Origin of the sequence: Nonomuraea sp. NPDC004580 (assembly GCF_040609855.1) — a bacterium.
Lineage (GTDB): Bacteria > Actinomycetota > Actinomycetes > Streptosporangiales > Streptosporangiaceae > Nonomuraea > Nonomuraea salmonea.
Window position 1 is genome coordinate 15,491 of the sequence record NZ_JBEXLH010000004.1, and the last position, 20,525, is coordinate 36,015.

The 20,525-nt window shown below is 72.8% G+C and carries 16 protein-coding genes and 1 pseudogene; 9 read left to right on the top strand and 8 right to left on the bottom strand.

What is annotated here, in order from left to right:
- Window position 1: 1 nt before the first annotated feature.
- Window positions 2-232: pseudogene (locus ABZW11_RS07165) on the top strand (nuclear transport factor 2 family protein); the annotation flags it as partial.
- Window positions 233-398: 166 nt separating this feature from the next.
- Window positions 399-905 (top strand): F0F1 ATP synthase subunit B, encoded by a 507-nt coding sequence (locus ABZW11_RS07170; RefSeq protein ID WP_355413583.1) that lies wholly within the window; start codon window positions 399-401, stop codon window positions 903-905.
- A gap of 162 nt (window positions 906-1,067) precedes the next feature.
- Here the strand turns inward: ABZW11_RS07170 and ABZW11_RS07175 are convergent, their stop codons facing one another.
- The 3 genes from ABZW11_RS07175 to ABZW11_RS07185 are packed head-to-tail and all read right to left on the bottom strand — an operon-like array spanning window position 1,068 to window position 7,845.
- Entirely contained in the window at window positions 1,068-3,626 is a 2,559-nt protein-coding gene (locus ABZW11_RS07175; protein WP_355413585.1) for an NACHT domain-containing protein, read from the bottom strand.
- Entirely contained in the window at window positions 3,623-4,318 is a 696-nt protein-coding gene (locus ABZW11_RS07180) for a hypothetical protein (protein ID WP_355413587.1), read from the bottom strand. The genes ABZW11_RS07175 and ABZW11_RS07180 overlap by 4 nt, the downstream gene beginning before the upstream one ends.
- Window positions 4,309-7,845 carry an AAA family ATPase gene (locus tag ABZW11_RS07185; RefSeq protein ID WP_355413589.1) on the bottom strand — a complete coding sequence of 1,179 codons (3,537 nt, stop codon included), beginning with the start codon at window positions 7,843-7,845 and terminating at the stop codon, window positions 4,309-4,311. The genes ABZW11_RS07180 and ABZW11_RS07185 overlap by 10 nt, the downstream gene beginning before the upstream one ends.
- 177 nt (window positions 7,846-8,022) lie before the next feature.
- On the opposite strand from ABZW11_RS07185, the gene ABZW11_RS07190 reads away from it, so the two are divergent.
- Window positions 8,023-9,300 (top strand): NB-ARC domain-containing protein, encoded by a 1,278-nt coding sequence (locus ABZW11_RS07190; RefSeq protein WP_355413591.1) that lies wholly within the window; start codon window positions 8,023-8,025, stop codon window positions 9,298-9,300.
- 3 nt (window positions 9,301-9,303) lie between these two features.
- Here ABZW11_RS07190 and ABZW11_RS07195 read toward each other — a convergent pair whose 3' ends face one another.
- Both ABZW11_RS07195 and ABZW11_RS07200 read right to left on the bottom strand, forming a co-directional pair.
- The gene (locus tag ABZW11_RS07195) at window positions 9,304-11,646 is read right to left on the bottom strand and encodes a glycosyl hydrolase family 65 protein (RefSeq protein WP_355413593.1); all 2,343 of its coding nucleotides are present in this window, start codon (window positions 11,644-11,646) and stop codon (window positions 9,304-9,306) included.
- Entirely contained in the window at window positions 11,643-12,389 is a 747-nt protein-coding gene (locus ABZW11_RS07200; protein WP_355413595.1) for a beta-phosphoglucomutase family hydrolase, read from the bottom strand. Before ABZW11_RS07200 ends, ABZW11_RS07195 begins: the two co-directional genes overlap by 4 nt.
- A gap of 80 nt (window positions 12,390-12,469) precedes the next feature.
- On the opposite strand from ABZW11_RS07200, the gene ABZW11_RS07205 reads away from it, so the two are divergent.
- From ABZW11_RS07205 to ABZW11_RS07220, 4 genes are read left to right on the top strand one after another with little or no spacing between them, the layout of a single operon-like run.
- Complete coding sequence (locus tag ABZW11_RS07205; RefSeq protein WP_355413597.1) at window positions 12,470-12,775, top strand: hypothetical protein; 306 nt, start codon at window positions 12,470-12,472, stop codon at window positions 12,773-12,775.
- Window positions 12,775-13,392, top strand: a complete 618-nt coding sequence (locus ABZW11_RS07210; protein ID WP_355413599.1) for a DUF2975 domain-containing protein — start codon at window positions 12,775-12,777, stop codon at window positions 13,390-13,392. Before ABZW11_RS07205 ends, ABZW11_RS07210 begins: the two co-directional genes overlap by 1 nt.
- The gene (locus ABZW11_RS07215) at window positions 13,392-13,622 is read left to right on the top strand and encodes a helix-turn-helix transcriptional regulator (protein ID WP_355413601.1); all 231 of its coding nucleotides are present in this window, start codon (window positions 13,392-13,394) and stop codon (window positions 13,620-13,622) included. The genes ABZW11_RS07210 and ABZW11_RS07215 overlap by 1 nt, the downstream gene beginning before the upstream one ends.
- 59 nt (window positions 13,623-13,681) lie before the next feature.
- Window positions 13,682-14,212, top strand: coding sequence for an ATP-binding protein (locus tag ABZW11_RS07220; RefSeq protein WP_355413603.1), 531 nt, complete (start codon window positions 13,682-13,684; stop codon window positions 14,210-14,212).
- Here ABZW11_RS07220 and ABZW11_RS07225 read toward each other — a convergent pair.
- Window positions 14,162-14,527: a MerR family transcriptional regulator gene (locus tag ABZW11_RS07225; RefSeq protein WP_355413605.1), complete on the bottom strand. Its 366-nt coding sequence runs from the start codon at window positions 14,525-14,527 to the stop codon at window positions 14,162-14,164. The genes ABZW11_RS07220 and ABZW11_RS07225 overlap by 51 nt on opposite strands.
- Before the next feature lie 89 nt (window positions 14,528-14,616).
- Between ABZW11_RS07225 and ABZW11_RS07230 the strand changes: the two genes are divergently transcribed.
- Window positions 14,617-15,501 carry an NAD(P)-binding domain-containing protein gene (locus ABZW11_RS07230; protein WP_355413607.1) on the top strand — a complete coding sequence of 295 codons (885 nt, stop codon included), beginning with the start codon at window positions 14,617-14,619 and terminating at the stop codon, window positions 15,499-15,501.
- Between the two features lie 253 nt (window positions 15,502-15,754).
- On the opposite strand, the gene ABZW11_RS07235 is transcribed toward ABZW11_RS07230, so the two are convergent.
- Window positions 15,755-18,181: a toll/interleukin-1 receptor domain-containing protein gene (locus tag ABZW11_RS07235; protein WP_355413609.1), complete on the bottom strand. Its 2,427-nt coding sequence runs from the start codon at window positions 18,179-18,181 to the stop codon at window positions 15,755-15,757.
- Window positions 18,182-18,262: 81 nt separating this feature from the next.
- Entirely contained in the window at window positions 18,263-19,459 is a 1,197-nt protein-coding gene (locus ABZW11_RS07240) for an MFS transporter (RefSeq protein ID WP_355413612.1), read from the bottom strand.
- A 100-nt stretch (window positions 19,460-19,559) separates the two neighbouring features.
- Between ABZW11_RS07240 and ABZW11_RS07245 the strand changes: the two genes are divergently transcribed.
- A complete protein-coding gene (locus ABZW11_RS07245) occupies window positions 19,560-20,495 on the top strand; it encodes a LysR family transcriptional regulator (protein WP_355413614.1) in 936 nt (311 codons plus the stop codon).
- Window positions 20,496-20,525 lie beyond the last annotated feature (30 nt).

The window sequence follows — 20,525 nt, forward strand, 5'->3', positions numbered from 1 at the left end:
GTTCCGCGACCGGCTCGAAGGGGTGCGCGGGCTGCGGCGGTTCGAGCGGGCCGACGTCGTGAGCGTGCGGCCGGCCGCGGACCCGGAGGTCGTGGTCGCCGAGTTCACCCTGTACGGCACGGTCATCGGCACGGGCGAGCCGTTCGCGACGGCGTACGTCATGGTGATCACCGTCCGCGACGGGCTCATCGTGCACTCGCGGGACTACGGCATCCCGGTGGCCGCGGCCTGACGCGCACGCATCGCCGGCGCCGTCCTCGCGGTTCTGCTCCTGCGCCCGGACCCGGCGAATATCGAGCGGTCCCACGCCACCTTCTGAATGTTAATTTGGGTTCTCAGGTGTGCGTCGGAAATTCGCTGCGTGGGCTCTGACGGCCGCGCCGACGAAAGGTCCATGCGTGAACCCTCTCTGGCCGGACAACTTGCACGAGCCTGTTGTCGCCCTGGTCACGTTCTTCGTCATTCTGTTCGTCGTCGGAAAACTGCTGGTTCCGCGCTTGCAGAAAACGCTGGCCGAGCGGGCGGACGCGATCGACGGTGGAATCAGGAGGGCGGCGGAAATCCAGGCCGAGGTCCGGAATCTGGAGCGGCGATACCACGAGCAGATGGAGGAGGACCGGCGCGAAGCGGCACGGCTGCGCGAGGAGGCCCGCGAGCAGGGCGCGCAGATCAGGGCCGAACTCCGCGCGCAGGCCCAGGCCGAGGCCCGCCACCTCATCGCAGCGGCACACGCCCGGATAGAGGTCGACAGACAAGCGGCATTCACCGAACTCCGCACGGACATCGGCCGCCTGTCGACCGACCTGGCCGGCCGCATCATCGGGGAGTCATTAGAGGAGGCCGTGCGGCGTACCGGCGTGGTGGAGCGATTCCTGGACGAGCTGGAGAATCGTCCGGTCCCGTGAGGTGGCGGGGCGCCGAAACGCCAGGCAATCCGCGGTCTTGGTGGCCGCGCCGGTGCGGAAACGGCGCCGATCCGTGGCCGCGAAGTGTCTCGGAGCGCCGGAGAGGAAGGAACGCCCGGAGGCGGCCGCATCTGCGTCCGGGAAGGACTGGACAATTGTTCCTCAGTCGGCGGGCGTCAGAAAGTCCTGCAGCTCGCGGTGCCTGAACTGGTACGTCGCACCGCTGACCCGCAGCAGCCGGGCCTCGCACGCCCAGTCGAGGAAGCTCCACAATCGCAGCGGCAGCAGCCCCCGCATGGCCGCGACGATCAGGCCGATCATCGTACGGGTCCACGCCACGGCGCCGAAGCTCACGCCGAAGGAGACACCCCCGACGACCGCGCACAGCAGCGACACGACCAGATCCTGGCTCATCACGAACACCAGGAAGGCCGCGATCCCGCCGGTCAGCCCGAAGGCCAGCCCGATGGTCGGGTTGCGGTGCAGGGCCTCGCGCGGGTGGGCCAGCTCGGCGTCCATGCTCCACCCACCGGTGGTGATTTTGAAGACGACCCCGAGCGCGAACGCCAGCACGAACGCCCCGCCCACCCCCGCGACCAGCTCCACCGGCCCGGCGTGCGCCAGCCGCAGCGGCGCCAGCCCGGTGAGCGCCCCGCACAGCCCGAAACCCATCAGCGTGATCGGCTCGGCGCGGATCGCCTCGGCGACCGTCATGCGCCCGGCGCCGACCCGTCCTGCGGCGGTCAGCCCGATGACCGTCCCGAGCGCCAGCCCGCCGGTGCCGCCCGCGACGACGGCGAACAGCGGCCCGAACACCGTCCCGCCGGTGAGCAGCAGCCCGGCCAGCCCGCCCAGCACGCCGACGGGCAGTCCGGCCAGCGCGCCGAGCAGCGCGCCGATCAGCCGCCGCCGTCGCGGTACGTTGGCCCGCCCGCCCGCGGCGGCCGGCCACGCCGACAGCGACAGGCCGGTCACGATCGCCACCCAGGACGTCATGAGCGCCAAGGTGAGCGCCTGCTCGGCGTCCCCGCCAACGTCACCGCCCACGTCACCGGCCGCCGAGCCGGTCCAGAACGCGACCATGGCGACGACCGCGAGCGTCACCGCGCACACGCCGTGCAGCGCCCGCACCAGGAACCGGCCGCCGATCGGCCACAACAGGTGGGGGACGAGGTCGATCGCGGTCAGCCCCGGCGGCGGCCGGTCGGCGCCCGCGCTGTGTCCGGCCTGCCGGCGCAGGTGCGCCGCCAAATGCTCCAGCCACGCCCGCACCTGCTCCGGCTGGTACGCGGTCCCGTACGCGGCCCTGGGCGTCAGCCGGGTCGCGGCCGGCACGTACGCCTCCAGCAGCCGCCGGGCGATCACCTCGGCCCCGGTGCGCGAGTCGGCGTGCGGGTCGACCCGCAGCAGCTCGTACGGGTCCGCGCCGGACTCCACTGCCGTCGCGGTCAGCAGCAGCCGCCACGGCGTCGCGAGCGCGAGGTGCACGGCCCGGCCGTCAGGCCCCGACAGCGCCGCCTGGATGCCGTCGCGGTGATCGGCACACGGGTGACCGTCGGGCCAGCGCGCCTTCAGGTAGACGGCGATCTGCTCCACGCTCAGGTCGTGCAGCCGGATCACGGTCGCGTTGTCCAGCCACACGCCGGCCGCGCGCAGCTCGGCGTGCCGGTCGGCGCGGCAGGTGACGACGACCGCCCCCGCCCGGCGCCCGGACAGGTCGCTGTAGCGGTTGAGCTCGGCCAGCAGGCCCATCGCCCGGCGCGGCGGGCCGGCGGGCGGGCCGGGGTCCAGCTCGTCCAGCCCGTCCACCACGGGCAGGACCCGGCGGTCGCGTACGAGCCGGTGCGCGTCGCCGGCCGCGAGCCCGAAGTCCTGCACGAGCTGCTCGGCCAGCCAGCTCTCGAAGGGCCTGCCCGGGGTCCAGCGGGCGGCGTTCAGGCGGACCGGGACCGTACCCGGGGAGCGGCCGGTGGCCAGCGGCGACTCCAGGAGCTGCAGCACCAGCTCGATCGCCAGGACCGTCTTCCCGGCGCCCGACTCGCCCACGACCAGCAGCCGCTGGGGGTGCAGGGCGGTGAAGAACCGGCCGATGGCGTGCAGGTCGTCCAGGCTCGGGCCGAAGGAGACGGGCGCGATGTCGTAACCGCCCAGCAGCCCTTTGCGTGCCCTGTCCTCCTCGCGCAGCACCCGGCGCACGAGCAGATCGACCGCCGGGTCGCGGTCGGAGCCCGCGTAGGGGGCCTCAGGCGAAGAAGCCTCCGGCGTAGCGGCCTGTGGGGGCGGGGCCTGCGGGGGAGGGGCCTGCGGGGGAGGGGCCGGCGGGGATGGAGCCGCGTCCGGCGGGGGAGCCGCCGACGGGAGGGCGGTCGCTGGGGGAGTGGCGGGTCCGGCGAGGGCGGCTCTGGCCGCCCGCCAGCGTTCCAGCTCCCCGCCGATCAGCTCCTCGGAATGATCGCAGGACCGCAGGCAGGCCGCGACGAACGCCCGTACGAACTCCCAGCGCGGCAACCGATCGGTCTGCCGCAGCACGTGCGAGGTCGTGCTCTTCGGCAGCGCGTCCACCAGGGCGCCGTCCGCCGCCGTGACCTGCCCGCCCAGCGCGCGCAGCCGGCTCAGCGACGGCTCGCCCGCCCACTGCCTGAGCCGTACCAGCGCCGCGACGAACTCCGCCGCGTCACCCGCCTGCGCCGGATCGGGCGGAAGGGGACGATCCTCGCTCACTGCTCTCCCGTCCTGACCAGCGCCCACGTGAACGTCGCCCGCCCCCGCCGGCGGCCGGGAACGCACACCCCCTCCACAGTCTGGACGTGCCGCGCCTCCATGAGGAAGTTGCGCGCCTCGTCGGCCTCCACCAGGTCACGCCCGACCGCGATGGGCACGAACCCGTGCCGGGGGATGTAGACCCAGCGCCCGCGGTCCCAGTCGTAGGGGTCGAACCAGCGGTGCCGTACGGTGCCGGACACCCGCACCTCCCGCCCCTGCCTGGTCAGCACGAACGAGCCCTGCGAGCGCAGCAGGCTCATGCGGCTGACGTAGAACAGCTCGGTGCCGATGAAGGCGTTGACACGGGCGTCCCAGTAGTCGTGCAGCCAGGCCGACCCGTGCTCCTCCAGCGTGCCGGCCCGGCGCAGGAGCTGGCGTTCGAAGCGGCGCTGGTTCTTGCGCTCGGCCTTCTTGATCACCTTGAACGAGCGCAGCCAGCGCAGGGACATCGTCCGCGACTCGCCGACGCCGTCCATGAAGTGCTCAAGGAAGTCGGAGGCGATCGGATGGAAGTCGCGGCCCCCGTCGATGATCGACCGGAACAGGTCCACCAGCTCGGGCACCGGCCTGCCCGTCCGCCGTCTCAGCCCTCGCAGGAACATGCCGGCCCTTCTCCTGATGTGATGGGTGCGATCGAGCGTCACGTACACGTCGGGCGGAACTCCTCCTCGGGCACGAGCGTCGCCCACTCGCCGCGGGTGAGCCAGCGGCCGGCGTTGGCGCAGGCCGCGGCCACGAGGTCGGCGGGCGTGCGGGCGTCCCACAGCCGCGCGGTCCCGTCGCCGGAGACCGAGGCCACCTTCGTGCCGTCGGGGGAGTAGGCGAGCGCGGCCACGCCGCGCGTGTGGCCGGTCATCGGATGGCCGAGCGGCCGGTACACGCGCAGGTCCCACAGCAGCACGTCGCCGCCCTGCAGCCCGGTGGCCAGCACCTGACCGTCGGGGCTGAACGCGACCGTGGTGGGCGCGGCGTCCTTCGGCACCAGGGCGACGCCCTTGGTGCGGCGGCGCGGCACGTCCCACAGCCGCACGGCGTTGTCGTCCGCCGTGTACGCCAGGACCGTGCCGTCGGGGCTGAAGTCCAGGTCGTTGACCAGCCCGCCGGCGACCGCGGGCGGCGTGCCCTCGATCTGGCGGCGGGTGGCGACGTCGAAGAGCCGTACCCGGGCGTCGAAGCCCGCGCTGGCCAGCGTCCTGCCGTCAGGGCTGATGGCCATGCCGGTGATGACGTCGGTGTGGTCGTCCACGCGGATGCGCGGCCCTGACTCGCGGCGGCTCGCGACGTCCCAGAACGCGATCTCCTGCTCGTGCTGCACGGCCACGAACCTGCCGTTGGTGCTGAAGGCGGCCACGCCCTTGAACACGGGGTCATGGGCGAGCACGCGGCGGCTCGCGAGGTCCCAGATCCGCAGGCCGTCCATGGCGGACGTCAGCAGCGTGCGCCCGTCGGGCGTGAACATCATGCTGATGACCGGGCCGCGGGCGCCGGGCGCGCGCAGCGGCGGGCCGATGGGGCGCTGGGTGGCGACGTCCCACAACAGCACGTCGGGGTCGCGGGCGCCGGGGCCCGCGGTCGCCAGAGTCCGTCCGTCGCGGCTCAGCGCGACCGCGTGCTGCGCCCGCATCGGCGTGCCGACCTGCAGGTGGACCCGTGGCTCTGCGAAGCGGACGACGCCGTCGGCGCTCGCGGCGGCCAGCAGCTTGCCGTCGGCGCTGAACGCCACCCGCCCCACGCCCGCGTAGTTGGCCTGCAGCGCGGTGACCTGCTGCCGGCTGGTCGTGTCCCACAGCACGGTACGGCCGGAGGTCCCGCCGGTGGCGATCCTGGTGCCGTCGGGGCTGAAGGCGACCGAGGAGAAGCCGCCGCCGCGGTCCTTGAGCGCGCCCGTGCGCCGGCCCGACGCCGTGTCCCACAGGATCGCGCCGTCGCCGCCGGCGGTCGCGAGCGTCCTGGTGTCGGGGCTGAGCGCGATGTCGTAGAGGGGGCCCTCGTTCTGCTCGGCGAACGGGGCGCCGAGCGGGCGGGCGGTGGCGGGGTCCCAGAGCCGTACGGCCAGGCCCCGGGCGACGGCCATGGCTCTGCCGTCCCGGCTGAACACCACCCGCTGCACGATGCTCGCCAGCTCGGGCCCGTGGTCGGGACGCCCCATGGCGGGGCCGCTCGGGCGGTGCGTGACGGGATCCCACTGCCGGACGACGCCGCGGAAGTCACCCGTCACGAACGTCCCGCCGTCGGGGCTGTAGGCCAGCGCCGACACGACCGCGTCATGCTTCAGATCGGGACCCAGCACGCGGCGGGTGGCCACGTCGTAGAAGCGGACGGTGCTGATGCACCCGGTGGCCAGGGTCTTGCCGTCGGGGCTGAGCGCCACCTGGACGCCGGAGCACTCGAACTCGGCGCGGGTGATCGGGGCGCCGAGCTGTCTGCGGCTGGCGACGTCCCAGATGCGCGCGGTGCCGTCGTCGCCGCCGGTCACCGCGATCCTGCCGTCGGCGCTGAGCGCGAGTGACCTGACGCCGCGCACGTGCCCGGTGAGCTCGCCCCTGCCGGTGCCGGTCGCGGCGGTCAGCAGGCGGTTGCGTGCCTCGTCGGTGGGGGCGATCTTCCAGGCCGCGACGGCCAGCATCGAGGCCAGGGCGACGTCGCCGGTGACCTCGCTCTGCGCGGCGAGCTGGCGGGAGAGTGCCACCCTGCGCTGGCGTCCCGCCTCGTCCGCGGCGCCGGCGGCGAGGGCGGCGGCGATGAGGGCGAGCACCGACAGCGTCGCGAGGCTCGCGACGGCGAGCCTGCGGCGGCGGCTCGTGCGCCGCTCCTCCTTCTCGGATGCCGCGACGAAGCCGTCCACGACGGGCCCGGGCGGCGGGAAGCTGTCGGGGTCGCGCTCCCAGCGGGGCCTGCTGTCCCGCACGGCGAGCAGCCGCGCCCCCCGATAGAGGAACGCGGGGTCGCGATGGTGGTCGGCCCACTGGGCGGCGGCCTCCACCAGCCGGTCGTAGACCCCCTGAGCGGCCAGGTCGGGCTCCAGCCACTGCCGCAGCGTGGGCCAGGCGGTCAGCAGCGCGTCGTGGGAGATCTCGGCGCCGTCCTCGTGCAGGGTGAGCAGCCGCCGGTCGGCGAACGCCGACAGCAGCGCCCCCACCTGCTCGCGCCGCTGCGGGGTGTGCGCGGATGCGGCGGCGTGGATCTCGGCCAGCCGCGCCCCGCGCCGCGCCACCCGGCCGCCCGCCGTGATGAGGGTCAGCCGGCGGAAGATGCGCAGGGCGGCCTTGCGGTCCTGCGGTGACAGCCGCCCGAGCACCTCGTCGGCCGTGCGGCGCACCGAGTCGCGGACCCGGCCCGACTCCTCGTAGCCGCGCAGGGTCAGCGTGCCGTCCGTACGGCGTTCCCAGGTGTTGCGCAGCGCCTGCGAGAGCAGGGGCAGCGCGCCGGCCGGCGGACGGTCGCCCGAGCCCGTCCGCAGCTCGGTGAGCATGGTCTCCACCAGGCCAGGCTCGATTTGCAGCCCGGCCGCGGCGGCCGGGCCGGTGATGGCGAGGCGCAGGTCGGCCTCCGTCATCGGCTCGACGATGACCTGCCCGTCCTGGATGGCCTCGGCGAAGCGGGGGTAGGCGGCGCAGCGGTCCCAGTGGTCAGCGCGGACCCCGACGACCACGCCCGCGCCGTGCGGGCCGCCGGTGAGGGCGTGCAGCGTGGCCACGTACGCCTGGCGTTCGTGCTCGTCGCCCACCAGCGTGAACAGCTCCTCGAACTGGTCGGCCACCAGCAGCGGCCGCCCGTCGGCCTCGTCGAGCAGCCGCCACGGGTCGGCGCGCAGCCGCGTGGCCACCCTCTCCGCGTCGCCGCCGAACTCCTTGACCCAGACCTCGGCCAGCGTGCGGAACGGCGTCGCGGTCGGCGTGGTGAGCAGGCACCGCCACTCCCGCGGCCCGGCGGCCGGGAGCTCGCCCTTGTCCACTGCGGGGAGCAGGCCCGCGCGTAACAGGGACGACTTGCCGACACCCGATGCGCCCGAGACGAGCAGGACGGAGCCGCGTCCGGCCAGCCGCCGGCCGAGCCGGTCAAGAAGATCGCGGGTCGCCCGCGTACGGCCGAAGAACAGCTCGGACATTCCCGCTTCGAACGGAGCGAGACCCTGGTAGGGGCAGATGTCGTTGGGATGACCGCCCCACTCGCCCATGGCGGTCATTCTGACAAAGGGGGCCACGGGCATCAAACGAGTTGCGTCCGATTTCGTCCAATGTCGTCCCATCCGTGGTCTGAACGGCTCGAACGCGGTTCTGATGGACGTGCTGCCACTTGATCGAGAGGCCCGGCCCGGCGCCGGAACCCTCCATGGGGGATCGCGGGAGACGTCTTGTACTCGGCACGATGCACTCTGCCCGGCGCCGCAGGGGAGACCGGCGACGGGCACGCGGCGGGCGCGCTGCTCCGGGGATGGCGCAAGCGTGCGCTGCTGACCCAGGAACAACTCGCCGAGAAGGCGGGACTCAACGTCAGGACCGTGCGGCGGCTGGAGAGCGGGGGGCTCCAGCCGCGCAGCAGGTCCGTGCTGCTGATCGCGCAGGCGCTCGGGCTGTGCGGCGAGGAGCGCGAGCAACTGGCCGCCGCCGCCCGCGGCCCGGCGGCGGGGGAGCCGGCCGTCGACCCGATCGTGCCGCGCCAGCTGCCCGCCGGCCTCGCGGCGCTGGCCGGACGGGAGGGGGAGCTGACGACGGTCGAGAACGCGCACCGCGCGGGCCCGGCACTGCTCGTCGCCATCGACGGCATGGCGGGAGCGGGCAAGACGGCCCTCGCGGTGCACGCCGCCCACCGGCTCGCCCCCGCCTTCCCCGACGGGCAGCTCTACGTGGACCTGCACGGCCACGGCACGGCCCCCGTGGAACCCGGCGAGGCCCTCGCCCGGATGACGCGCGCGCTCGGCGTGCCCGGCGAGGACCTGCCGGACCACCTCGACGACCGCGCCGCGCTCTACCGCAGCGTGCTGGCGCGGCGCCGGGTGCTGGTCGTGCTGGACGACGCCGCCGACGAGGACCAGGTCCAGCCGCTGCTGCCCGCAGGCCCCGGCTGCCGGGTCATCGTCACCAGCCGGCGGCGGCTGAGCGGGCTGGGGGACTCCCGAGCCCTCTCGCTGGACGTCCTTCCGCTGGCGGCGGCGGTCGCCCTGTTCGCCGAGGTGGCGGGGCGGGAGCGGGTGTCCGGGGTGCCGCGCGGCGAGCTGTACGAGGTGGTGGCCCGCTGCGGGTCGTTGCCGCTGGCCGTGCGCATCGCCGCCGAGCGGCTGCGCTCGCGTCCCACGTGGGGGGTGCGTGACCTGCTCGAACGGCTCGCCGGGGACCGGCTGGCCGAGCTGGCCGCGGGGCGGCACGACGTCGCCGCCGCCCTGGACCGGTCGTACGAGCGGCTGCCGGCCGAGCTGCGGCGCGCGTACCGGCTGCTGGGGGCGCGCACCGGCGCCGGCGCGAACGTGGATCCGCGCACCGCCGCCGCCCTGCTGGGGACGAGCGCGCCGCACGCCGAGCGGCTGCTGGAGCGGCTGCTGGACGCGCACCTGCTCCGCGAGGCCGCGCCAGGCCGCTACCGGTTCCACGACCTCGTCCGTGACCATGCCTGCCGGGCGAGCCGCGTGGCGTGACCGTCAGCGGGGGCGGGGTTCGCGGCCCGGCGGCTGGCGTACCGGCTGATCCGGCTCCTCGCGGCGCGGGTTGGGCCGGGTGACCTGCTCCTCGCCCAGCTCGACCCGCTCGCCGCAGTGCAGCACCGTGATCGGCGGGCCGTCCAGCAGCCGGTACGTCGTCACCTCCCGCGTGGCGCTGACGCACACCAGGCTGCCCCGGTACCGCAGCCGGAAGCCCAGCCGGGTGATGCCCGCGGGCAGGCACGGCGCGAACCGCAGCCGCCCACCGCCCGCGCGCATCCCGCCGAACCCCGACACCAGCGCGATCCACGCCCCCGCCAGCGAGGCCATGTGCACGCCGTCCACCGTGTTCTTCTCCAGGTCGGCGAGGTCCATCAGCGCCGCCTCGCCGAGGTAGCGGTAGGCCAGGTCCAGGTATCCGACCTCGGCGGCCATGACCGCCTGCGTACAGGCCGACAGGGACGAGTCGCGCACGGTCAGCGCCTCGTAGTAGGCGAAGTTCGCGGCCTTCTGCTCAGGGGTGAAGGCGTCGGGCCGCAGGTGCATGGCGAGCACGACGTCCGCCTGCTTGACCACCTGCCGCCGGTAGAGGTCGAAGTACGGGAAGTGCAGCAGCAGCGGGTAACGGTCGCCGGTGGCGTCGAAGTCCCAGAGCGCGTGCTGGGTGAAGCCCTCGCTCTGCTGATGCACGCCGAGCCGCTCGTCGAAGGGGAAGGTCATCGCCTCCGCCCCCGCGCGCCAGGTGCGGATCTCCTCCTCGGTGACGCCGAGCCGCCCCGCAGGGCCGGGATGGCGTTCGGCCGCGTCGGCCGCCGCGCGCAGGTTCTGCTGGGCCAGCAGGTTCGTGTACACGTTGTTGTCCACGACCGCGGTGTACTCGTCGGGCCCCGTCACGCCGTCGATGCGATAGCGCCCCGACGCGTCGTGGTGGCCCAGCGAGCACCACAGCCGGCCCGTCTCGACCAGCAGCGGCAAGCCGGTCTCGCGGTCGAAGACGGCGTCGTCGAGGGCGTCCACGTACTGGGTGACGGCGTGCGCGATGTCGGCGTTGACGTGGAAGGCCGCCGTGCCCGCCGGCCAGTAGCCCGAGCACTCCTCGCCGTGGATCGTCCGCCAGGGGAAGGCCGCGCCGCCCAGCCCGAGCTGGGTGGCCCGCTCCCTGGCCAGGGGCAGCGTGGAGCGCCGCCACGACAGGGCGTCGGCGACGGCGGGGGGATAGGTGTAGGTGAGCACCGGCAGCACGAAGATCTCGGTGTCCCAGAAGGTGTGCCCGTCGTACCCGGTGCCGGTCAGGCCCTTGGCCGGGATGGGCTGCGACTCCAGCCGCGCGGCCGACTGCAGCAGATGGAACATCCCGAAACGGACGGCCTGCTGCACCTCGTCGTCGCCCTCCACCTCGACGTCGGCCCCGTCCCAGAAGGCGTCGAGAAAGCGCCGCTGGTCGGCGCAGAGGCCGTCCCAGCCGGTCAGGCGGGCCGCCGCCAGCGCCGCCGCCACCTGGTCGTGCAGCGCGGCCCGCGAGCGCCGGCGCGACCAGCCGTAGGAGAAGAGCTTGACCACCCGCAGCGTCTGGCCGGGCGACAGGCGGGTGGCGACGGACAGGCGGCTGACGTCGTCGCCGCCCCGCCCCTCGGTCAGCGTCTCGTCGGGGCCCTCGATCTCGTGCCACATGCCGGCCGCCAGCCGCAGCCCGCTCTCCCTGGTGCGGTGCACCATGATGCCCAGGCCGTCGTCGCCGGTGACGTTCTCCTCCTCGATGAGGGGGGAGCGCAGCGGCGCGGCGGCCCGCGGGTCGCTGGAGGCGGGCGTGCGGGTCTCGTTGGCGATCAGCTCCGACTGGACGACGACGCGGATCGGGCGGTCCACGGCCTGGACCTCGTAGTTGATCGCGGCGATCGCGCGATGGGTGAACGACACCAGCCGGGTCGAGGTGATGCGTACCTGGGCGCCGGTCGGAGAGCTCCAGTGCGCGGTGCGGGTGAGCGTGCCGGCCCGCAGGTCCAGCACCCGCTCGTGCTGGTGCAGGGTGCCGTAGCGCAGGTCGAACGGCTCGTCGCCGACCAGCAGCCTGATCACCTTGCCGTTGGTGACGTTGACCACCGTCTGGCCGGACTCGGGGTAGCCGTAGCCCGCCTCCGCGTACGGCAGCGGGCGCAGCTCGTAGCAGCCGTTGAGGTAGGTGCCCGGCTCGGCGTGCGGCTCGCCCTCGTCCAGGTTGCCGCGCAGCCCGATGTGCCCGTTGGACAGCGCGAACAGCGACTCGGTCTGCGCCAGCACGTCGAGGTCGAGACGGTGCTCGCGCAGGGCCCACGGCTCGATCGTGAACGCCGGGTGCCGGATCATCGCGTGTCCTCCAGCAGCTCTGCCAGGTCGGTGACCACGATGTCCGCGCCGTTCCCGCGCAGCTCGTCCGCCTGCCCCACGCGATCGACACCCACGACGAAGCCGAACCTGCCCGCCCGGCCCGCCGCCACCCCCGCCAGCGCGTCCTCGAACACCGCCGCCTGCCCCGGCTGCAGTTTCAGCGCCTCGGCCGCCGCCAGGTACATGTCGGGGGCCGGTTTGCCCGCCAGCCGCCGCTCCTGCGCCACGACGCCGTCGACCCTGGCCTCGAACCGCCCGGCGATGCCCGCCGCGTCCAGCACCTGCGCGGTGTTCGCGCTGGACGACACCACCGCCGTGCGCAGCCCCGACCGCCGCACCTCGTCCACGTAGCGGACCGAGCCGGGGAACACCTGTACGCCGTCCCGCTCGATGACGGCCTGGACGAGCTGGTTCTTGCGGTTGCTCAGCCCCTGCACGGTCATCGCGTCGGGCGGGTCGTCCGGCGTCCCCTCGGGCAGCTCGATGCCGCGCGATCGCAGGAAGCCGCGCGCGCCGTCCGCGCGCTTCTTGCCGTCCACGTAGCGGTCGTAGTCGGCGGCGGCGTCGAACGGCACGAACGGCGTCCCCGTCCGGCCGGCCCACTTGTGCAGGAACTCGTCGAACATCGACTTCCAGGCGGCGGCATGGACGGTGGCGGTGCGTGTCAGCACACCGTCCATGTCGAACAGGCATCCGCGAATGCCCTCAGGCAACCCCAGCATGCATCCTCCACTCGCGCCCCTACCCTCCCGACCTGCGAATATCCGGGACCACGCCGGCGGCACGCGCCGACCGCCGGCCCGTGCTCCTTGGGCTGGTCCCCTTCGCCGGTCAGGTGCTGCCGGGCGGCGACCTGCTGGTCGGGCACTGGGACGACGGGTGGGTGCTGCTCAACCCGCGCGTCAGGACCGCCGAGGGGGAGTGGGAGGCGTGGTTCCACGCGCCCTGGCTACCCGGCGCGCACCGCTACCGGACGTTCCTCGACCTCATGGAGCGCGAGCACGGCGAGTCAGGGGGGCGGCACGGCCTGACCGACTTGCCATATCGTTTTTCGATGCTATCGTTTCTCAATAGCATCGAAAAACGATATGGAACGGAGTTCAGCTGATGGCTGCACTGCCCAGCACCCTCGGTCGAGCGGTCCGGCGGCCCGCGGTCTTCGCGGGTCTCGTCGCGGTGACCGGGGTCGTCACCGGAATGGTGCTCTACTCCAGGGCCGGTCTCTTCGGCCTGACCTACCCGCACGTGGTGGCCCAGTCGCCCGGCCGCTACGGCATCGGCCTGGACGAGCCGGCGTTCACCGCGGGGGTCCTGCCCGGTGTCAAGGCCCTGGCGGGCGATCTCCAGTTCGTGGACGGCACGCCCGACGCCGGCCAGTACGTCCTCCAGGCCCTGACCACCTTCCCCGGCTTCGTCGTGGCGGCCGTCGCGTTCTTCCTGCTCTGGCGGCTGCTGTGGCGGGCGCGCGAAGGCGCCTACCTGCCGCAGGTCGCCCGCCAGGTGCGGGTCCTCGGCTGGTGGCTGCTAACCGGCGGCCTGCTGGCCCCGCAGATCGAGCACGTCGCGATGATGGCGCTGCTCGACACGATGGCCGCGAACGAGTCCACCTATGTCAGCCAGGAGATCCCCGTGATCGTGCCGCTCGTCGGGGCCGGGCTGCTGGCGCTGGCGAGCGTCCTGCGCACGGGCGTGCGCATGCGGGACGACCTTGAAGGCACCGTCTGATGCCGGCCGAGACGGACGCCCACGCCATCACCGTCCACCTCGACCGGCTCCTGGAAGAGCGCGGCATGACGCTCACCGAGCTCGCCGACCGGGTGGGGGTGACCGTGGCCAACCTGTCCATCCTGAAGAACGGCCGGGCCAAGGCCATCAGGTTCACCACCCTGACCAGGCTCTGCGAGGTCCTCGGCTGCCAGCCGGGCGACCTGCTGAGCCACCGCCGGGCGGAGTGACCGCCGCACCGCGTGGAAGACCCTTTTCCGGACGGTGCCCGTTGCGCGAGGATGCCGGGGTGACGTCCATCAAGGCGTGGCCCAGGATGATCCTGCTGTGCGGGCTGCCCGGGTCGGGGAAGACGACGCTGGCCAGACGGCTGGCGCGGGAGGTGCCCGCCGTGCGCCTGTGCCCGGACGAGTGGCTGGAGGACCTGGGCATCGACCTGTTCGACGAGCCCACCCGCGCCCGCCTTGAGCGGCGCTTCACCGGGCACGCCCAGGAGCTGTTGCGGCTCGGCCAGAGCGTGGTCATGGAGTCCGGCTTCTGGACGCGGGGAGAGCGGGACGCGATGCGCGCGGCCGGGCGCGACGCCGGTGCACTCGTGGAGCTGCGTTACCTCTCCGCGCCGTTCGATGAGCTGTGCCGCCGCGTCGAGGCCCGCAACGGCCGGCCGGGGGTGGCCGTGATCAGCCGGGCACGGATGGAGAGGTACGTGACGCTCTTCGAGGCCCCTGACGACGCCGAGCTCGCGCTCTACGACCTGCCGCTCGCCGGCTCACCTGCTCGCGAGAGCCTTGCCGGCGCTGATGATGCCGCTCAGCGCTGAGCGTACGTCGTTCAGCTCGGCGATCTGGGTCTCGATACGGCGGCGTTCGTGCTCGAAGGCGGCGATGAGATCCTCGCAGCCCGGAGCGAGGAACTCGCCGTCGTCGACCATGCAGGGCAGGATCTCGCGGACCATGTCGCTGTTGAGCCCCGCCGCCAGCAGGATCCTGATGCGCCGCACCGTCTCGACGTGCTCCTCGGTGTAGACGCGATATCCGGCTGACGTACGCCCTGGGACCAGCAGCCCCTTCTCCTCGTAGTAGCGCAACGCGCGGGCGCTCACCCCCGTACGCCGCGCCAGTGCACCGATCCGCACCTGCCGTCGCCCTCCCGGCTTGACCTTCACGCCGACGTGAACCTTTAGCGTAACGGCGTCCTTCGGCGTCACCCTATGACGGAGAGATCATGACGATGCAGCATGCCCCGGTGTCCGTGCTGGGAATGGGCCCCATGGGACGGGCCATCGCCGCGGCCTTCCTCGCCGCCGGCCACCCGACCACGGTGTGGAACAGGACCCCCGGCAAGGCCGGCGACCTCATCGCCCGCGGCGCGGTCGAGGCCGGCAGCCCGTCGGCCGCACTCGAGGCAGCCGAACTGGCCGTCGTGTGCGTCATCGACGCGGACGCGGTGGAGGCCATCGTGGACGGCGCGGTGGCCGAGCCGGGCCGGTTGCCCACGTCCACGCTGGTGAACCTCACCTCGGACGGCCCAGGACGCGCCCGTGAGCTGGCCGCCAAGGCGGGCGAACTGGGCGTGCCCTACCTCGACGGCTCGATCATGACCCCGGCGGCGGCCATCGGCACCGGCGCGACCCGCGTCCTCTACAGCGGCCCCGCCGAACTGTTCGACCGCCACCGTCCTGCGCTGGCGGCGCTCGGCGGCACGGCCGTGCACCTCGGAGACGACCCCGGCAGGGCGGCGAGTTTCGACGTGGCGCTGCTCAACCTGTTCTGGACCTCGATCGCCGGTCTCATGCACTCCTTCGCGCTCGCGGCGCGGCAGAACGTGCCGGCCACGGCGCTCGCGCCGCACGCCCAGCAGATGGCGGGCCTGGTCGCCGACCTGGTGCCCGGCCTCGCCGCCGACGTCGACGCGGGACGCTTCTCAGGCGCGGACTCGGCCGCGCTGACCTCCGTCGCCGCGAGCCTCGGCCACATCGTCCACGTCCTGGAGGAGACTGGCGTCCCCGCGGACGTCACCCGGGCCGCCAAGGACACCGTGGACGCCGCCGTGGCAGCCGGCCACGGCGGCGACTCGGCGGCTCGCCTCGCCGACTTCCTCGGCCGTTAGCGCGTCTGCGTCCAGGCCTCGACGACGTGGCAGCCCTGCGGGCCGCCGGAGACGATGGACGTCGGCCCTTCCTTGTTGGCTTCGTGTCGTCGCGGTGTGCCCATCTTCCGGATTCCGGCGATCTCGTCCCGGGGCACGGGAAGGGCATCTCCAGGGCATTTGTCAGGGCTTGCTGCGGCGGGGGAGGAGCAGAGGGGTCGCCGGCAGGAGGGCGCCGGCGCCGGGACCGGCGAAGGCGAGCCCGTACTGCTGATCACGCGATGTCCGCGAAGAAGACCGCGCTCGACAGGTAGAAGAACACGAACAGGGCCAGGTGAAGCCCCGACTCCCTGGCGAGCCGGTGCCGCAGCGGCACGGCGAGGGTCTCGCCGCTCGCCTGGCTGTGCTGCTCCGGCAGCCATCGTCGGATCCCCTCGGGGTCGGGGGTGAACCAGACCATGGCCATGACAACGTTGGCCAGCGTACCCAGCAGGACGAGGCTGAGCTGGTCGTCGAAGGACAGCAGGAAACGCAGCTGGGTGACGAACAGCACGGCCATGACGATGGTCAGGCGCCGCTGGAAACGCGCGTACGTGGTGCGGGACGAGGCGAGCTCGACGGCCAGCCAGTACAGGTAGAGGCAGCCCGGTACGCAGATCCAGGACATCAGCTCGCCCAGCGCCGGGATGACGCGGCTCAGGACCGGGTCAAGCCCGGAGCCGCTGTACACCCGGCCCTGTCCGAACAACGTGAGGGCCAGCAGCCACGTCGCGCACAGTTTCATGGTGAGGCTCTTGTAGCGCACCGGTCCGGGAAGGACCGTTCTGGTCAACGCCTCGGGCAGCGCCGGGAGGAGCCGGCCCGAGCCTTGCGCGAGCAGGGCGAGCCTGTTGGAGGAACGGCTCCGATAGTCGAACCACTGGTAACGATGAAGACGTTCCAGGGTCCCGGCGGGCTGGATGTCGGTGCAGATCACGTAGATGAGGTGGGCGTTCTCGCGTTCGAGTGCTTCCAGCCAGGCGAGTTCGGTGTGATTGCTCAGCAGGACGATGTCGCCGCCGGTGTGCAGGTGCCCGGGCAGGGCGTCCGCCATTTCCGCCGCGATGTGGCCGTCGGCGGGATGGTGCAGCAGGCGCGGCGTGCGGTCGGCGCGAACGGGACTGGTCTTGTCATGAGCGCCCGGAAACCTGTTGTGCCGCGCACGCGCCTTCTCTGACGCGTTTCCCGTCGGGAGCCGGCGATACCAGGAGCCGGAGTTCCGCGCCGTCAGGAACGCGATCACGCCGAGCGCGAGAAGCGCCAGAGCCGGCCAGCGCCATTGCGCGCTCGTGGCCGCCAGGAACAGCGCCGCGTCGCCGACGGAGAGAAACGGGGAGCCGTAGTCGTAAGTGGACGACGAGTCGTAAGGAATGTGCCGGCCGAGGAGCATGTCGTCCAGATCTCGCCAGGCCGAGGAGTGCAGGTTGGCGGGTGCCGTCATCCAGCCGTCGCTGATGCTGGTGACGATGTGGTCGGTCGAATGCTGAAGGAAGCTGGTGTTCAGGTAGAGCCAGCCTGAGCCGAGCAGCGTCAAGGGGAGCAGGGAAGGGGCGAACCGCCGTCGGCGCAGGACCGCCGTCAGCAGGAACGCCGTCAACGTGGTGAGCAGCAACGTGCCCGCGGCGATGCCGAGAAACGCGAAGACCTTGCTGGGCAAGCCATGAAAGCTGAACCCCAGCAGATGGGTCGTGAAGCCCGCGGAGCTGTTGTCCGGGATGTTCTTCGGGTGCGGAGTGGTGATCGCCACCAATGTCCGCGCATTGAGGACGTCGAAGAATACGCTCGCCGCGAGTATCAGGAGCAGAGCGGTCGTCACCAGCAGGACGCCGGGCGGCAGGATCAGTGGGGTCGCGGTCCTGTCGCGGTGGCGCTGCGGCCGGACGAGCAGGTGCGCCAGCACTCTCGCCTTCGATGCGAACCGGCTGCGCATGTCGATGATCGCCAGGGCATCGCGGCTCAGCTCGGGTGGCAGGCCGACGCTCTCGAAGAGCACGACATAGACCGGTTTTCCCTGGCCGAGTGCCGTACGCCACTCATAGTCCACGCTTGGCGAGGCGAGAGCGTCACGTGACGCCACCAGCACCAGGGAGGTGCATGCCGACAGGCCCTGGTCCACGCTTTCTTTCCAGTCGGCTCCCGCGTGAATCCGCCGCGTGTCGAACCACACGGACAATGCCTGACTTTCCAGCCGGAGCATCAAGGATTCGGCGAAATAATATTGCCGGCGCGAATAGCTGAGAAAGGTGTCGGCCGTTCGGCTTTCCGGTTCGGCCGGTTCGAGATCACGCTCGGGTGATACGCGGCTCGCCTCGACACTCCGGAGAGCCGGCCGCAGCCGGGCGCACATCAGCGTCACCACGCCGATGGCGGCCAAGTACACATACCCGTCGTCCGACGATGTGCTCGTCCACCCGGCGATGAGCACCCGGAAGACCTCGGCGATCAGCGCGATCACGAATCCCGCACCGCGCCGGAAGAGAAGGAGGAGAATGCCTGCCGTCTCAGCGGCCGTCACCATTCCCAGGGTGAGATTCCGGGTCCACTCGCGACCGTGCTCGATGTCCACTTCGAATCCGGTGACCGTGCTGTACAGCACCCAACTGGCCTGCCCGAGTGCGATGATCAGCAAGATGGCAGGCAGCGCGCCGGTACGTCGGTGCATGGGGCCACACTTTAGTGGCCGGATATTCGTCCCGTTCGCGATTCCCTTTCGGCGGCCTCCTGAGAGCAGGAGGGGCGGGAATCACTCACGGAGCGGAGCGGGGCGGCGGGGGAGGAGGAGCGGGGTCGCCAGCAGGAGGACGCCGGCCACGGCGATGGCGGGGCGGGGGCCGAGCAGGGCGCCCAGCGCGCCCCAGGCGGCCGTCAGCAGCGCGGTCGTGACCCTGGTCGTCACCGACCAGGCGGACAGCGTACGGGCGATGCGGTCGGACGTGGTGCGGGCGAGCCGGTGCGTGGCGACGAGGGGATTGAAGACGGCGCAGCAGAAGATCAGCCCGAGCTGGACGCCCATCACCAGCAGCAGCCCGCCGGTGCCGGGCCCGACGAAGGTCAGACCCAGGGGCCAGAGCGCGCGCAGCGTCCCGGCCGCGACCATGACCCGGTGCGACCCGTACCGGGCGGCGAGCGGCCTGGCCAGCCGCGCCCCCAGCAGCCCGCCGATCGCGGCCGCGGCGAAGGCGAGCCCGTACTGCCAGGACGTGAACCCGAGCGGGCCCAGCATCAGGACGGCGAGCAGCGCGTCCATCGCCATCAGCAGGCCGTTGAACAGGGCGGTGTTGAGGAAGAGCGGGCGCAGCGCCGGGTCGGCGAGGATGAACCGCCACCCCTCCAGCAGGTCACGGGCTCGCGGCCGCGCGCCCGGCCGGGGCTCGGGGCGCGGCTCGCCGCCGCCGGTCGCGCGCAGGAACAGGGCCGAGAGGAGATGACTGACCGCGTCGGCCACCACCGTCGCCACCGGCCCGAGCAGGGCGATCGCGGCGCCGCCCAGGGGCGGGCCGGCGATCGTGGTCGTCCAGGTCGTCGACTCCAGGCGGGCGTTGGCGGCCAGCAGGTGCTCGGCCGGGATCAGGGCCTTCAGGTACGCCCCTGAGGCCGCGCGGAAGGTGAGGTCGGCCGCCGCGACGACGACCGAGACCAGCAGGAGCTGGACGAAGGAGAGCACGCCCAGCGCGTACGCGGCCGGGATCGTCAGCAGGGCCGCGAACCGTACCAGGTCGGTCCCGACCAGCACCGGCCGCTTGCGGCGGAACTCCACCCACGGCCCCAGCGGCACCGCCAGCGCCGCGCCCGCCAGCGCGCCCACCGAGGACAGCGCCGCGACCTGCGCCGGTCCCGCGTGCAGCACCTGGATCGCGATCAGCGGGAACGCGCCGAAGGCGAGCCACGTGCCGAGCGCGCTGGTGCCGTACGCGGCCCAGAACCACCTGAACTCCCGCATGACGCTCCTTGCTCGATGGACGATCGCCAGCAGCGAAGCACGTGCGGGGCAGGAAGATCAAACAACTGCGGGTACAACGATCGGTTGTACAGTGCCGGGCATGGACCTCGACGCCGTACGCACCTTCGTCACCGCCGCCGACGCGGGCCGGTTCCAGGAGGCCGCCGCCGAGCTGAGGGTCACCCAGCAGGCCGTATCCAAGCGGATCGCCGCCCTGGAACGCGCCCTCGGCGTACGGCTGTTCACCCGCGCACCGCGCGGCGCCGAGCTCACCATCGACGGTCAGGCGTTCCTGCCGCACGCCCGCGAGTTGTTGCGGGCCGCCGAGCGAGCGGTCGCGTCCGTGCGCACCGGCCGCCGCCCGCTGCGCGTCGACATGCTCGCCTCACGCAGCGCGGCGTCGGGCGTGATGCGGGCGTTCCATCGCGCGTACCCGGAGATCGAGCTGGACGTGGTGATGCTGTTCGGCATCGACGACGCCATCGCCGCCATCAGGTCGGGCGCCATCGACGCGTCGTTCCGCGCCGTCACGATGCCGAGCCGGCCCCTGCCGGACGACGTCGCGGCGGAACGCGTCCTCGACGAGCCGCTGCAACTGCTCACCGGCCCCGCCCACGCGCTGGCCGGCGCGAAGTCGGTCACGGTCGCCCGGCTCGCCGGGCACCGGATCTGGATGCCGGGCATCGTCCCCGGCACCGAGTGGGCCACCTTCTACGACGACCTCGTCGCGGAGTTCGGCCTGACCATCGAGGTGACCGGGCCCAACTTCGGCTCGGACGCGCTCCTCGACACCATCGCCGACACCCCGGCCCTGGCCACGTTCATGGGGGAGCGCACCCGCCTGGTCTGGCCCGAGGGCCACGGCCTGCGCCGCATCCCCGTCACCGGCCCCACCCCCGTCTACCCGCACGCGCTGCTGTGGCGCCGCGACGACCCGCTCCCCGCGCTCGCCACCCTCCGCGCCTACCTCGCCACCACGGCGGCCTGGCAGGACCCGGCCGGAACCTGGACGCCGAGCTGGGCGATCCCGCGCTGACCCCCTCAAGGCGCGCCGAGCACGTCCGGG

Excerpts from the sequence above, each read along its gene's own strand:
- ABZW11_RS07185 (WP_355413589.1), bottom strand. The coding sequence starts at position 7,845 with ATGGGCGAGTGGGGCGGTCATCCCAACGACATCTGCCCCTACCAGGGT.
- ABZW11_RS07195 (WP_355413593.1), bottom strand. The coding sequence starts at position 11,646 with ATGATCCGGCACCCGGCGTTCACGATCGAGCCGTGGGCCCTGCGCGAG.
- ABZW11_RS07200 (WP_355413595.1), bottom strand. The coding sequence starts at position 12,389 with ATGCTGGGGTTGCCTGAGGGCATTCGCGGATGCCTGTTCGACATGGAC.
- ABZW11_RS07210 (WP_355413599.1), top strand. The coding sequence starts at position 12,775 with ATGGCTGCACTGCCCAGCACCCTCGGTCGAGCGGTCCGGCGGCCCGCG.
- ABZW11_RS07215 (WP_355413601.1), top strand. The coding sequence starts at position 13,392 with ATGCCGGCCGAGACGGACGCCCACGCCATCACCGTCCACCTCGACCGG.
- ABZW11_RS07230 (WP_355413607.1), top strand. The coding sequence starts at position 14,617 with ATGACGATGCAGCATGCCCCGGTGTCCGTGCTGGGAATGGGCCCCATG.
- ABZW11_RS07235 (WP_355413609.1), bottom strand. The coding sequence starts at position 18,181 with ATGCACCGACGTACCGGCGCGCTGCCTGCCATCTTGCTGATCATCGCA.
- ABZW11_RS07240 (WP_355413612.1), bottom strand. The coding sequence starts at position 19,459 with ATGCGGGAGTTCAGGTGGTTCTGGGCCGCGTACGGCACCAGCGCGCTC.
- ABZW11_RS07245 (WP_355413614.1), top strand. The coding sequence starts at position 19,560 with ATGGACCTCGACGCCGTACGCACCTTCGTCACCGCCGCCGACGCGGGC.